The organism is Chryseobacterium sp. Chry.R1 (assembly GCF_039645525.1).
GTDB lineage: Bacteria > Bacteroidota > Bacteroidia > Flavobacteriales > Weeksellaceae > Chryseobacterium > Chryseobacterium proteolyticum.
In genome coordinates this window covers 1766693-1782588 of sequence record NZ_CP151793.1, presented here as the reverse complement: position 1 = coordinate 1782588, position 15896 = coordinate 1766693, and the positions used below count along the sequence as shown (strand labels likewise).

Here is a 15896-nt window from a genome sequence, read left to right as displayed (position 1 = left end):
ATTTAGAATTTAAATGTTACATTAACACCAATATCTCTTGTTGTTGGCATCGAACCGATAGACCACCCATAAGAGTTAAGGCCTCCACCTACCATCGCCTCGGGATCAGCATATGGCAAATTCTTGTGAATAATCCACAAATTCCTTCCAACTATTGAAATTTTAGCATCATAGATTTTAGTCCCTGCTAACAGAGATTTAGGAAGCATATATCCGATGCTTGCTTCTCTTAGCTTGATGAAAGATCCATCATAAACAAAGGCGCTTGCCGGTTGTGTTTTATATCCCATAGATCCATTGTTATCAACCGGCGATAAAGCAATAGTATTTGGGCTGCCATCAGGAAGAACTCCCGGCAGAACAATAGGCTTATCCCTGTAATCTCCGACAGCTGTTTCTTTATAAAGACCTGAAGAAAGGCCGTAATACATATCCGTTGAAAATACATCACCTCCTTTTCGCATATCGATCAAGAAACTCAAGGAGAATCCTTTATAACTGAAGCTATTTCTAATTCCTCCAATCCAATCAGGTGTAGTGTTACCAATAATCTGATTAGGATTTTGTAAATATTTACCTGTTTTAGGATCAATAACTTTTTGTCCGTTTAAATATGTGTAATCAGCACCAACCAAGGTGCCCCAAGCTTCTCCTTCTCTTGCATTTAAAGAAACACCACCCTGGAAACTATTTACTAAAAGATTAGAAATTCCTGGATATATACTTACAACCTGGTTCTTATTTTTTGACCAGTTTGCATCAATATTCCATGTAAAATCTTTAGATTTTATTGGAACCAATCCTAGCTGTACTTCAACTCCACTATTATCAATTCTACCTGCATTGAATACTTTACCTAAATACCCAATAGCTGCCGATGTAGGAAGTGGTGAAAGAATCTGATTTATAGTTCTTGTTTTATAGTAAGCAAAGTCAAGCGTTATTCTATCCTTTAAAAAATGAGCTTCTGTTCCGATCTCAAATTCTTTAGCTCTTTGAGGTTGTAAATTAAGAAAAGGCTGATTGATAATCGGATTATATATTCCTATTCCAGATAAGATTCCAGAGGCTCTATAATTATTAACTAATTGATAAGGATCTGCCGTACCTCCTACCTCTGCGTAGTTTGCTCTTAATTTCCAAAAGTTCATCCAGTTTTTCGTATTAAGAATTTCCGACATGATTAAAGAGCCGGTTACTGAAGGGTAATTGTATACATTATTACCAGCTAATAATGTTGAACTCTGATCTATTCTCCATGTTGCATCCACGTAGAATTTTTTATAAAAATCAAATGAAGCAGTAACGTATCCTGAATTAGTTTGTGTGGTATATTCAGTTTCATCTGATGCTAATGGTGATTTTTTAGAATTTGATAATGCATAGATCCCAGCAACGATTAATCCACCCTCTGTTGAAGCATACACAGAATTATAGTAATTTCTTCGAATATTTCCACCCACAACCCCGGAAACATTAATATTATCAGTAATATCAAATTTATAATTTACCATTAAATCATAATTGGTCTCTGTTCTTAACACATCACGTCTCGCGTAACCTGAACCAATAGAATTATTTGATTGCCCGAAAGCCTGTGGTAAAGATCCAACAGCTAATCTATTCTCTGCTAAAAGATTTGATCTGTCATATGAAACCTTTCCAGTAATAGAAATATTATCTAATAAATCATAATTTAACTGTGCGTAAGTAAAGTTTCTATATCTTTTATCTGATGTATAATTTTGATAGGCCTGGAAATATGGGTTATTCCAGTATGCAGGTCGTCCATCAGCGGCCGATTTCCTACTCCAGGTAACATTTCCATAATTATTTGCAGCACTGGCAACACTAGGGTCAACATTTGCAAAATAAGCCCTTTCTAGATCGGTCACATCTACGTTAGTTTGCCACCATTGTCTGAAACCTGTTGCTGTATTATTTGAATATCCTGTAATACTTCTACCTTTAGTATCCTGCAAAGTCATTGTAGAATAAAAAGTGGAATGCAATTTTGGAGTCAGATCGTAATTAATTTTTAGGGAAAGATTATTTTTGTTGAGATGAGAGTTAGGCATTAAACCATCGGACATCATATTTTCGTAGGTAAAGCTTATGTTTTTCCCCTTTTGTCCTTTTTCCAGTGTTACGCTATTAATGTATGTGGCAGGGTTCTCGAAAAATTTAATAGGTCCATTTTTTGCAGCCACCCATGGTGTCGCTTTTTTATAGTTAGGAGAAGTTGGATCAAAAGAATCCCATTGGTAAACCATTAGATTGGGGTCAAATTTTGGGCCCCATGATGCATCAGCTCCATAATTAGCATTATTAAGACCATCTGCTGCCTGCGATCCAAACTTTTGAGAATAACCTGCTCCATATCTTGTCTGATATTCAGGGAAGGTGGATTTATCAATAAATCCTACTTGTATAGCAGATGAAAGTGTAATTCCCCAAGACCCATCATCCTTTCCTTTTCCATTTTTGGTTGTGATAACAATAACCCCATTTAATCCTCTTTCTCCATATAATGCGGACGCTGCTGCTCCTTTTAATACATTGATCGATTCGATGTCGTCCTGATTGATATCAGAAAGAGCATTACCATAATCAATATTTTTTTCCTGAGTGTTGGAGTTATTAACAGGCGATCCGTCAATAACAATTAGCGGGTTACCTCCTCCTAATGTTTTCATCCCCCTGATAAGCAGGTTGGAGGACCCTCCAAAATTATTATTGGTAGTAACATTAAGACCAGCAACCTTTCCAGATAACTGAGCTGCAATATTACCCGTATTTGTAGTACCATCGGAGAGTGCACTCGCTTTAATCTCCTGGGAAGCATACCCCAAAGACTTTTTCTCTCTCTTAATACCCAAGGCAGTCACAACGACTCCCTCAATGTCCTGGGTCTTTACCGTATCATTCTTCTTCTTTTGCTGAGCGTTTATAACAGCTAGGGATGAAGATAACACCAGTATAAGGATACCCGTAGTTACTTTCTTCATATCAAATTATTTTTAGCGTTACAAATTTGTAAAACTTTTTCTACAACACAAAAGAAATAGACGAAAAAGTAACGATTAGACAAAAATTAACAAAAATTAATGAACAGAAACACATCAAATATGTTAAAAAAATGCTTTTTAACAAAATATAGATAATTATAACCTGTATTAATTACAAAAATAGAATCAGTCTATTAAAAGGCCATACTAAATCATTAATTGGTGATATTTATGTATGAAAAAATTCAAAATAAATACACAAACAACTGTATATCATATAATTAAAAAAGAACAAAAAATAAACACTAATCTTTATAAGCTATATATTAAGTACTCATTATGAAGTAATCAAACGATAATTATTATGCATTGCATAATTTATTTTTCTCCCCATAACCTTAAATAATTCATCATTCTCTGAAATTTAGAATAAAAAAAACATTATAGTTTAAATCAGATCAGATGATTTGTAAAAAAAATAGCCGGAATAAATTCCAGCTATTTTATCTATTGCATTTCTTAGTTTAAAATTTATCCCAGAAAAGTTTTGTTGTAAGCCTGTCACCGCCAATTGCAGCACTTGCTGCAGCGTAGTTCGTACCATTCGTTGTCGCCTCTGCAGCCGGATACTGAAGTCTTACCGGTACTTTTCCATTAGCATTTGGAATTGCAGTTGCAGGCGCAACCAACTGTGGATAATCTAATCTTCTATAGAAATTCCACGAAGTTACTGCCTGATTATACATAGCTACCCACGCCTGCTCACCAATAGACTTCTTCCAGTTGGACGCATCATAAGGATGAGCAGCTATATATGCAGCTGCGTCAGCACCCACACCCCATTCAGTAAAGGAAGCAGTGATTGCTTCACCATATAAAGTAGCAGGATTTCCACCTATACCCCATCTTGCAGCAGCTTCAGCGAGATAGAAGGCAACCTCTGTATAGCTTAAAATAACACCCGGAGTAGTTGCAGTATAGGCAAATTCACCAGCATTCGAGAATTCAGAAAACTCACCAGGTGCCCCAATAACCTGACCCACATAATTACCATCAACATCAGTATAGTACTTAGCGATTCTCGCATCATTAGAGTTATTCATATAATCTACCAACGTTTTACCTGCAATAAAGTCATCTCTTGAGCCTGTTTCTTGAAACATAGGGTTCTCATTTGGAGATGCTGCTAAATATTGAAATTTACAATCATCCAGAGAAGAAGCCAGTACTCCACCAGTAATCGCCTTGTTAACTGTTGATTGAGCCAAGGCAGGATTAACATCTGCAAGAGCGATTCCCAATTTTAAAAGCAGTGAATTTCCGAACTTTTTCCATTGTGCGTTATTCCCTTTATAAAAGATATCTCCGGAAGCAAACGAGCTTCCTCCAACAACTAAATTATTTAAATCAGTTTCTAATTTACTTATCAGAGAAGAATAAATATCAGATGCTTTATCATATTTAGGAAGAGGATATACATCAATATTTAAAGCTTGCGTATAAGGAATATCTCCGTAAGTATCAACCAATACCTGATAAGTATAGATCTTCATCATATCCACTATAGCTAATTGATTTGTTTTTTTTGCAGGCCAGGTAGACAATTCCGAAGGTGGTGGTACATATGCTTTAATTATCTGCTCTGCCTGGTCTAAATTTTTCAAAACATTTACATAGTTATCAGTCCAGACATTATTGGATACATTCCGATTGGTAAAATCATAATTACTTTCATTCACATAAATCGTTTCCTGCCAGTATTGCATCGTCAATCTGAAATTATTCTCATTTACACTTGGCGTATTCATGTAATCACTAAGTTCTTTTTGTGCAAAAGTAACTAAAGACTCCTGAGTCGTATTATAAGCTGCATGTGGATCCAAATTTACATCATCTCCCGTTGTACATCCTACAAATAAAAGAGCTAATATTGGTGTTATTATATATTTTTTCATATTCTTTAAAAATTAACTTTTACATTAAACGAAATGTTTCTTGTTGCTGGCATAGGACCAGATTGATACCCTTGAATATTACCTGAAGACAGCCCTGCTTCCGGATCTGAATATGGTAAATTCTTATGCATAATCCATAGATTATTCCCAATTAAACTCACTGACATTCCCTGTATAAATTTAGAATTGAAAAAATCTTTATCAAATCTATAGGTGATAGAAACCTCTCTTAATTTTATAAAGCTGGCATCATAAACAAAAGCAGCTCCCGGAAGATCTGTTCCCAGTACCTGGCTTGATTGTGATTTATCCAATCTTATTGTATTTGGAATATAGCTACCTGGGTTATTAGGATCTTGCATTACACCTGGTAGTATGACCCCTCCACCATTTGCTAAAGTATTTCGAATTGGATTTCCAAGATCATTTATTCCTACAGAATCAGGATAAACACCTGTTCCATATCCATAGAACTGATCTAATGAATATACTTTACCTCCTTTTTTCCAATCAATTAAAAAACTTAATGAAAAGTTCTTATAGCTAATTGTATTATTTAAACCTGCAGTCCACTTCGCTTGAAAACTTCCCTGATTATACGTCGGCGTATCCGTTACTAAATAAGCTCCATTTGCACCAACAATTGGTTGTCCATTCGAATCTCTCACATAATCAGAAGTCCAGATTGAACCATAATCTCCATTTAAAGGAGCATTAATACTTACACCACCCTGTGATCTACCCATCGTTATATTTTCAATTCCCGGGCTAAGAGCCGTAACTTTTGTCCATGGATTTGACCAGTTTAAATTAAGATCCCATGAAAAATTACTTGTTTTAATTGGTGTTGCATTAATGGATACTTCAAAACCCTTTGTAGTTAATTCTCCTGCATTTTGAGTTTTAGCAATAGCTCCGTTTGCAAAAGATACTGGTAAAGGTAAAATTTGATCGAAGGCTTTATTACGGAACCAGGCAACATCAAAGCCTAGACGGTTTTTAAACATTCTTGCCTCAATTCCGAATTCTATATTTTTCAAACTCTGAGACCTTAATTCAAAATTTCTCAACGTTGTATTGTATGCATAAACAGGAATATCTCCATAAGAAGGCTGGCTGAAATATCTATTCAATAGTTGATCAGCTTGAGTATCTGAACCCACCTCAGCGTAAGCAGCTCGAATCTTACCAAAGTTAAGCCATTTAGCATTGATAAGATTAGAAAATACAACACTGGCAGATAATGATGGATACCAGTACACTGCATCATTTTCAGGCAATGCCGTAGACTGATCTCTTCTGTACGTCCCTTCTAAATAGTAGGTATTTTTATAACCTAATGAAATCTGAGCAAAAGCACCATAAACATATTTGGAAACATCTGAAATCAATGGTCTAACTGGGGAAGATGCTGAATTGGCGATTGTATAAATACCTGGAATGTATAATCCTCCTGAGGTCGATTGTTGATTTGAATATACTTTCTGAACATTAATATTTCCTCCTAACAACGCATTAATATTGAAATCATCGGTAATATTCTTTTTATAGGTACCAATGAAATCATAATTTGTTTCAGAAAATTTATATTGACTTGTGGCATAACCTGAAGGTTGATCAACAGTTCCATTGAGTCCAAAATCATTTCCAATATAAGACCCTACAGCTTTCCTATCTTCCGTTATCATTGTATAACCATCTCTTCCCATACGGAAAAGTAAATTAATATCCTTTGTAACATCATAATTTAAACTAAAATTTCCAGCAAACCTATCCCTTGAATCATTCTGATAATTCTGGTATCGCTGAAAATAAGGGTTATCCCAAAAAGCCGGAGTTAAGTCCGTAATACTTTTCATGTTCCAAGTATAATTTTTATACGATCCCATATAGAGATTTCGCAAATCATTTATATCAACATTTGTTGGCCACCACTGTCTAAAATTGGTCATAATATTATCATTATACCCTGTAGTATTACGCCCAACTGTCTTTTGAGTTACATAATTTGCATAAAAATTTGCTGTTAACTTATCTGTGAGTTTGTATGATGCATTTCCACTAAAGTTATTTTTTATCAGTGAGCTATTAGGCATAATATCTGTGGCATCAGTATTTGCATAACTCAATCGGTAAGTTGCTTTTTCGTCACCTCCACTAAAGGAAAGGGTATTTACATAATTGGTTCCAGTATTAAAAAATTTAATAGGCCCATTTTTTGCGATTTGCCAAGGCGTTCTTTGTCCTTCAGTTGGAGAACCCGGTATAAATGCCCCATATTGCCAAACCATGGAACTATCATATGCGGATCCGTAAGAAGCATCATTTCCGAAAACAACCCTTGGACTTCCTTGGTATAAAGCACTGCTAAAACTGTTACCTGTATACCCTTGCCCATACTGTGTTTGGTATTTAGGGAAAGTAGATCTATCAACTGTTGACATAGTAATCGAACTTGAGAACTCCATTCCTATCCCTTCCTTATTTTTCTTTCCTCTTTTAGTTGTGATAATAATAGCTCCATTTTGGGCCCTGGAACCATAAAGAGCAGTCGCTGCAGCTCCCTTAAGTACATTTAAAGTTTCGATATCATTTGGATTAATATCAGCAACTGAGCTTCCGTAATCATACCCACCACCACCAGTCGCCTGATTGGCCGTGTTTATATTTTTATTTAGGATAGGAACTCCATCTACAACAAAAAGAGCTTGATTATCTCCCAAGAGAGATTTATACCCTCTTGTAACAACGTTTATAGAACCTCCAAAGTTTGTACTCTGTTTAATTTCCAAACCTGCTACTTTACCCGATAAGTTGTTTAGGAAGTTGGTGGTAGGATTTTTATTTACAGCATCTCCTTTTACTTCTTGAGTTGCATAACCGAGAGATTTCTTTTCTCTTTTGATACCGAGGGCTGTCACTACAACACCTTCAATATCTTGCGTTCTTACAGTGTCACTTTTCTTTTGCTGAGCATTGGCAACAGCTATAGATGAGGACAATACCATAATCAGAACACCTGATGTTATTTTCTTCATATTAAATTGATTTTTGTGATAATACAAATTTGTAAAACTTTCTTAACAACACAAAAGAAAATAGTAAAAAATTAACAATACTTCAATAATCAATAAAAATAAACATAATTAAACAGTTAATTTTTGTTAAAATTTAAGCATTTAATGAAAACCACTTAACCAATAGCTTAAATAATTATTGAAATACAACAAGTCTACAAAAACACTATACTAAATCAATAAAAAGTGATATAAACGGAATAAAAATACAAGAAACACAAAACAACTATTTAATAAACAAACACTTATGAAACAATTAGAAAAAATAACAAAAAGAGTAACACATTTTAAAAGATAGAAAAATGAGCAATCATACAGATCCAATGATTTGCATAATAATATTTCTTTTCAATTAATTTATTAATATTAGCATAAATTATAAAAATAATAAACTAAAAAAACCGCCAAAAGACGGTTTTAAATATATTAAAAATTTGTTCTAGAATTAATTTCTATTCCAAAACGGAGTATATTGATTTTTTACAAAAACATCCGCTTGAGTGATATTAGGAACGTTAGCAGAGTTCCCTGTGTACTCAGTGGTCGGATAAATTAATCTATATGGCTTATTAGGATGAACCGCTGTAAGAGCCAGAGGAGTTTCCGGATAACCAGTCTTAATATAATTGATATAAGTTTCTACCGGTCTTACGTGTGTTAAAGCAATTAATCTTTGATACTGAATAGCTGCAATTTTATCGCCAGCCCCAGCCCATCCAACAGTTTTTGAATTCAATGCATTAAGATAAGTTGTTGCTTGAGCTCCTGTTAAACCAAAAAACGTAAAAGAAGCCGTTACCCCTTGTGTATAATGTCCTTGAGCATTGCTAAAATACTGAGGATACAAAACAGCTGCCTCAGCTTGTAAGAACTCAGATTCAGATTTCATCATCATATATCCATCCATGGAAGAATTTACAGGATTACCATAATATTTCCATCCTAAATTTGAATAATTAGATGCATTCATGTTTGGATCACGAGGAGCGCCTTGAACCAATCCATTAATAGTTCCTCCTGCTACTCTCCATTCTTTTGTAGCTCTAGGATCAACTATCCCAGCCGTTGGTTTAGATGAATGTCCAATTAAAAGCTTAGCTAAATGATCCGAAATAGTACCGTAATATCCATATCCGTTAGTATTTAATGCACTACCATCATATACGATATACCCATATTGTCTATAAAGTGGATTTTGTTGAGCTGCAGCACTGCTATTGTAACCAGGATTAATAACAACGTCAGCATCTACAAGGGCCTGCCCTTGTAATTGAGCTAATTGAGCATTTCTAAATTGTACAATACTAGGGTCCGTCACTTTAGATTGCCTTAAAAGAATTCGCAATTTGATTGTATTTGCAAATTTCTTCCATTGATTCATATCACCCGCAAAAATAACATCTTCACTAGCATTTACTCCATTATTAGCAGTAGGAATAGCATTATCAATTGTATTAATAGCTTCATTTAACTTAACTACTAAATCTTTATAAATATCTTCTCCTTTATCATACTTAGGAGAGATATTCTCCTGCTGCATAAACGCTTGAGAATAAGGAGCATCACCATAAAAATCCACAATATACTGCATAGAATTAGCAAGAAGAATCTTAGCTATCGCAGTGTGGAAAGGAAATGATGCCGCATTTTCATTTCTTATAATAGCAGCCGAATTTGCTGCAGCAAGATAATTTTCATTCCAGATTCCACCATAAAAGTTACTTGCTACATCCATTTGATACTCTCTTGTCATAGGAGAGGCAAATTGATATATATTCCCTGCCCAACAGTTCATCCATATATTAGATAATTGAAACATACCTGTTGTTTGTGCCGTATAAGCAGTTGTCTCAGCTGCAGCCAATAAGTTTCTTGGAGATAACTTTTCAACTGTTGGCGTATTAGGACTAATATTATCATCCAGTTGACAAGAAATTAATGCCGCAGATGATATTATCGCTAAAAATATTTTTTTCATGTTATTTAAACTTTTTTAATTAAAATGATACAGTTACACTTGCTCCGTACGTTTTAAGGTTTGGATATTGATCTGGATTGGCTAAACCTCTATATCTCGGGTCAAAAGCCGTCTCTGGATCATCATAACCTCTATTTTCTTTTGAAAATTTGTAGAATGGATTTCTAGCATGTACTCCGATAGTTAATTCATTAATTTTGGAAGCTCCCAGAAGCTCTTTACCAAAAGAATAACTTATTGCTATCTCTCTAACTTTAAATGCAGTTGCATCAAGGATATAGTTCTCACCGACTGTATTATATGCCGATCCACCAAAATAGTTGATCAGTTTTTCAACCGGAGTATCTCCAGTATTGTTATAAATTGCTACCGATGTATTTGGAACGTATACACCATTACTCAAATAAACTGAATTAGGTACGATATAAGGTTGGTTTCTGTCAAAACCGGCACTTGCAGGATTCATTCCATTAAAGGTCATCCCTTGTAGGGTTCCTGAATAAAACTGATGTCCAGTTCTGTAATCCATTACCGCCGATACTCTTAGACCTTTATATTTTATTGATGTAGTTAAACCAAGGATATACTTTGGCGTAGCTTTACCTAACACTTGCTGAGTAGACGTTACAGTAGGCAAACCTGTCGTAGGATTTACAATAACTCTTCCTTGATCATCCCTAACATATGCAGTCCCTTTAATTATAGGAAATTCCTGCCCTTTAACTGCATACAATCCTACAAAATTATTTCCTGCTAATCTAACTTCGTCAGCATCATCGGTAACCTTATCAACGATAGTTTTATATGTTGTATAATTCACTCCTATATCCCATCTAAAATCTTTACTTTTAATTGGAACTACATTTATCGCAGCATCAATTCCTTTATTATGAAGCTTTCCAATATTTAATAAATTAGTAACTATACCAGAAGCTGTAGAAGTTGTAACATTCGTAATTAGATCTTTAGTATCTTCTCTGTATGCAGATGCATCCAATGTGATTCTGTCATTAAGGAAGCCTAAAGTCAATCCAACTTCTTTTTTAGTATTAAATTCAGGCTTTATATCTTTAAAAGTTTGTGATTGATTCACTACAAAACTAATACCTGTGTTATCATAAGGATATCCACTTCCTACAACAGCAAGATTCTGTACCCCATAAACCCCAATATTAGATGTTATACCTGTTCTTTGGAATGCAGCTGTTACTTTAGCATAGTTTAAAATCTTTCCTTTAATACTTGGAAATGCTTTAGTTGGAATAAATGAAGCGGACACAGCAGGGAAGAAATACCCTCGATTACCCATAGGAAGTATAGAAGACATTTCATACCTTCCAGCTCCATTCAAAAATAAATAATCCTTATATGCTAAATCAACGTTTGCCAAGAAAGCATGTTGATTATTATAAAATGAATTATTGTTAAGATTAATTGGCAATGTTGGGTTACTTAAATTCCAAATCTGATAGATTCCCGGGGTAATAATACCAGTTCCTCCTGCGGATACCGTATTTGTTCTCCATTCCTGATAATTATGCCCAACATTCAATTTCATATTAATATCCTTAGTTAAATCATAATCAAAATTAACTAAGAAATCCCCATAGTATGTCGTATAGTTTTGAGTGCTCTTATTATAAAAAGACTGAATAGCAGTAATACTTCCTTGCTCTTGGATATCATCTAAATCTTTTTGATATCTCGGATCGGACCACCCATCATTGTGGCTATCAGATTCTGTTGATCTGAACTGCAGATTTCCCCTATATAAAAAGTTAATATGATCATTTAATTGAAATTCAGTACTTGCAAGGACGTTAAAATAATTACTTAAAGTATTATATCTTTCATGCTTCATAGTAAAATATGGACTCGCGTAGAATGCACTCCAAGCATATCCTCTATCAGGGTGATCTCTAAACAAAGTAATTGGAATATCTGAAGAAGATTGTAATAAATTACTATATAAGTTAGAATTAGTTGTAGATGTTTTTTGTCTTATATAGTTAACTGTACCATCAAATCTCCATTTCCCAACTTTAACCCCTCCTTTAAACATACCAGATATCCTTTTCATTGTATCATCCTGAACAACAAATTCTCTATCTACACTACCTAAACTCATCAAAACATACCCATCTGAATTCCCTGCATTTACTGTAAGCGTATTCTGATAAGTCGTTCCAGTTTGAAAGAAGTCTCTGATATTATTTTTTCCATAAGGTGCATATCTTGAGTGGATCGCTCCAGCATCATCAGCTGTAAAATTACTATCGTCCTGATTGTACGCAATATAACCATCTCCATCAACATCAGTAAAGGATGGTCCATAAGGAACTAAAACACCTGCAAATTTAGGATCATCAAAAGCAGCACCCCAAGCTCCATTCTCAACACTTATTTTATCACCATACCACCCTTGCCCATATTGCCTCTGTCTTTCAGGCAAAAAAGCTACTTTATCAAAATCAACAACGCTATTAAAAGTAGCCGTCATTCTCTTATTAGTTCCCCCTCTCTTAGTAGTTACGATAATCGCACCATTCACACCTTGAGAGCCATAAAGAGCAGCTCCAGCAGCTCCTTTAATTACATTCACCGTCTCTATAACCTCCGGTGGCAATTGTTGGAATACAGTAGCCGAGGAAATAACGTTATCGATAACAATCAAAGCCTCACTAGAACCAGTAAAGGATCTATTACCCCTAATCACTATACTATTAGTTCCTGTAACACTGGTATTAGTTTGTGTAATTTGCAAACCAGCAACCTTTCCAGCCAAAGCACTTACCGCGTTTGGGTTTGCCGCTTGGGTTAGCTCCTGGTTACCAACTACCTGCTGTGAAGTTGTAACAGCATCAGCTTTTCTCTTAATACCTAAAGCTCCTGTAACAATAACCTCTTCAATAGTCTGTGTTTTCAACGTATCACCCTTTCTTTGTTGTGCATTTGCAACAAAAAAAGAGGAAGTCAGAACTATAGCTAAAACACTTGTAGTTAATTTCTTCATATTTAAACTGATTATTTTTTTTATTAATTGCAAATATGTAAAACTTTCTTAAATTAACCAAATTAATTGTTAAAAATATTTAAAATTTTAGACGATCAAACACACTTATCCATTATATTTAAAAATATGATAAAATTAATACTAATTTAACATAAATCACTAATTCGTGTTATTTTTTAAATATGATAAAAATTTTACAACTCAACTAGAAATATCAAATAAATAAGATAAATACACTACCATTTACATATATTGCCCCAAAATATATTTTTCTTTATTTTTACAAAATATTATAGTGTTTTATATATTATTTTAATGGATTTATTACAAAGTTGGTCAGGGAGTTACATAGAGGCAGGATGTGATGAAGTTGGCAGGGGATGCTTGTCCGGGCCTGTGGTTGCTGCAGCTGTCATCTTAGACCACAACTTCAAACAAAGCTTAGTAAATGATTCTAAAAAATTGAATTTTAAAACCAGAATGGATCTGGATAATTATATAAAAGATAATGTTAAAGACTATGCTATCGCAGAATTACCTCCTGCATTTATAGACTTACACAACATTCTTAATGCCAGCATCCATGCAATGCATCAGGCATTAGATAAATTAACAACAAGACCGGAACTGATTCTGGTGGACGGAAACAAATTCCATCCTTATAATTATATTCCGCATCAGTGCATCATTAAAGGAGATTCTAAAATCCTTTCAATTGCTGCAGCTTCTATCTTAGCTAAAAATTACAGAGACCAGCTGATGATTAAATTACATGATGAGTTTCCCGAATACGGATGGGATACTAATTTTGGATATGCTACTAAAAAACATCAGGACGCACTTATAAAGTTTGGCCCTACAGTACACCACAGGCAATCTTTCAGACTTAAATATGATTAACGAGTTATAATAATAAAAAAGAGGTGCAAATAATTTGCACCTCTTTTTTATTATCATGATAAGATTATTTCTTCTTATTTCTCTGTTGTTCCTGAGCTCTTTGCTGTTCCTGAGCCTTCTCCATCATCTCCCGCATTCTTTTCTGGAATTTACCTTCAGTTTTGGGCTTTTCCTTATTCGCCTGGATCTGAGCATGAATTTTCTTTTCATCCAGGATCACATATTTAATAACAAGGATAATCAAAATGTTAATTGCATTGGATACAAAGTAATACCATGAAAGACCAGATGCAGAGGTATTCAGGAAGAATAAAAATGTAATTGGGAAAATGTACATTAATACTTTCATATTTGGCATTCCCTCCTGTTGAGGTTGCTGGATATTTCCTGATGTCATGATAGTATAGATTAAAATTACCACCGTACACGCTAAAGCAAAAACACTCAAGTGATCTCCCAGGAAAGGAACTTTAAATGGTAATCTGATTAAATCATCATAAGCGGTCAGATCTTTTGCAAACCAGAAGCCTTTCCCTCTTAAATCAATAAAGTTCGGGAAGAAACGGAATAATGCGTAGAAGATAGGAATCTGTACCAACGCCGGCAAACAACCCGCCATTTGATTAACACCAGCCTTTCTGTAAATTTCCATTGTAGCTTGTTGCTTCTTCATCGGATCCGCATCCTTTAACTTCGCATTAGCCTCATCAATTTCAGGACGAATTACCCTCATCATAGCACTCAATTTATGCTGCTTGTACATAATTGGCGATAGGATAAGTTTAACAATGATCGTCATAAAGAAGATCACCCAGCCCGCTGTTAATCCCCAAGACGCAATAATATTATACATTGGCATGAAGAAATAACGGTTCATCCCACCGATAAATGACCATCCTAAAGGTAATATCTCATCAAAGTTTTTATCATATGATTTTAATAACGGCAAATCTAATGGCATAAAATACCATGTAAAATCCTGATTCAATTCACTCCCTGTCATCTGAACAAATCCTTCGTAGTTGAATTTTTTCAAATATTCACCCTCTTCTATTGATTCCTGATTTCCTTTACTTTGTGTAAATCCGTTTTTAGCTTCAATCACAGAAGAGAAGAATTGCTGTTTTACACCAATCCAGTTAAGAGTTTCTTTCTCTTCTTCCATGGTCGTTCTTCCATCGTAATCATAGCTCTTATAGTTATTAAATGCATAAGAAAATTCTGAGTGGGATTGTTCCTGAGCTCTACCTTTTTCTAGATTTCTCACATTATAATTCCAAAGAAAATCAGCCTTGGTATCAGAAGTTACTGAAGCCAACCCCAGGGTTCTTACTTTAAAGTCTAATGTATATTTAGGACGTAATGTATAAATAAACTGAATAACAGCACCATTGTAATTAGCTGTCATCGTTACAGCATTTCCATTCACTGTCGGAGAGAAAACCAGGTCTTTAGTATTAATAACCTTACCCGTTTTATCCTTAAACTGAAAACCGTAGTTTGAGTTATTCTTATTGATTAAATAAAGAGGGAGATCAGCCTGATCACTTTTGTGATCATACGCTTTGTATTTTAAAAGTTCTACTTTAGAAACTTGCCCTCCCAAGCTGGAAAATTCCAATTTCAATTCATTATTTCCTAAAGTAGAAACCTGAATAGCGTTAGGAGTTACATTTGGATTGATATTACTTGCCTGAGTTTGTTTTACGGCAGTTTTTACCTGTTCAGTTTTTTGTTGCTGAGCTTTCAACTGTTCCTCTTTCTGCTGTTTATTCTGAAAATAAAACATGAATCCGAAGAGAACCAAACATAAAACCGCAAAACTAATCATTTGACTTTTATCGAGTCCGTTGTTCTGTTGCATTTTGATTTTATTAAAATTATTTTTTCATAATCCACCGTAAAATTCAACATTAAATTTCACCCTGGATTTCGAGCTGACAAAAATACTGATTTTTTATCAAA

7 protein-coding genes are annotated in these 15896 nt (G+C 34.5%); 1 reads left to right on the top strand and 6 read right to left on the bottom strand.

What is annotated here, in order from left to right:
* Positions 1–2 precede the first annotated feature (2 nt).
* The 5 genes from AAEU33_RS08265 to AAEU33_RS08245 all read right to left on the bottom strand — a co-directional run bounded on the left by AAEU33_RS08265 (position 3) and on the right by AAEU33_RS08245 (position 13031).
* Positions 3–3008: a SusC/RagA family TonB-linked outer membrane protein gene (locus tag AAEU33_RS08265; protein WP_172280494.1), complete on the bottom strand. Its 3006-nt coding sequence runs from the start codon at positions 3006–3008 to the stop codon at positions 3–5.
* Between the two features lie 524 nt (positions 3009–3532).
* Positions 3533–4963 (bottom strand): SusD/RagB family nutrient-binding outer membrane lipoprotein, encoded by a 1431-nt coding sequence (locus AAEU33_RS08260; RefSeq protein ID WP_172280496.1) that lies wholly within the window; start codon positions 4961–4963, stop codon positions 3533–3535.
* A 5-nt stretch (positions 4964–4968) separates the two neighbouring features.
* The gene (locus AAEU33_RS08255; protein ID WP_345991969.1) at positions 4969–8001 is read right to left on the bottom strand and encodes a SusC/RagA family TonB-linked outer membrane protein; all 3033 of its coding nucleotides are present in this window, start codon (positions 7999–8001) and stop codon (positions 4969–4971) included.
* A gap of 484 nt (positions 8002–8485) precedes the next feature.
* Positions 8486–10018, bottom strand: a complete 1533-nt coding sequence (locus AAEU33_RS08250) for a SusD/RagB family nutrient-binding outer membrane lipoprotein (protein ID WP_172280500.1) — start codon at positions 10016–10018, stop codon at positions 8486–8488.
* Between the two features lie 19 nt (positions 10019–10037).
* The gene (locus AAEU33_RS08245; protein WP_345991968.1) at positions 10038–13031 is read right to left on the bottom strand and encodes a SusC/RagA family TonB-linked outer membrane protein; all 2994 of its coding nucleotides are present in this window, start codon (positions 13029–13031) and stop codon (positions 10038–10040) included.
* A gap of 315 nt (positions 13032–13346) precedes the next feature.
* On the opposite strand from AAEU33_RS08245, the gene AAEU33_RS08240 reads away from it, so the two are divergent.
* Entirely contained in the window at positions 13347–13931 is a 585-nt protein-coding gene (locus AAEU33_RS08240; RefSeq protein WP_172280504.1) for a ribonuclease HII, read from the top strand.
* A gap of 64 nt (positions 13932–13995) precedes the next feature.
* Here the strand turns inward: AAEU33_RS08240 and yidC are convergent, their stop codons facing one another.
* Positions 13996–15795: a membrane protein insertase YidC gene (gene yidC / locus AAEU33_RS08235; protein ID WP_345991966.1), complete on the bottom strand. Its 1800-nt coding sequence runs from the start codon at positions 15793–15795 to the stop codon at positions 13996–13998.
* Positions 15796–15896 lie beyond the last annotated feature (101 nt).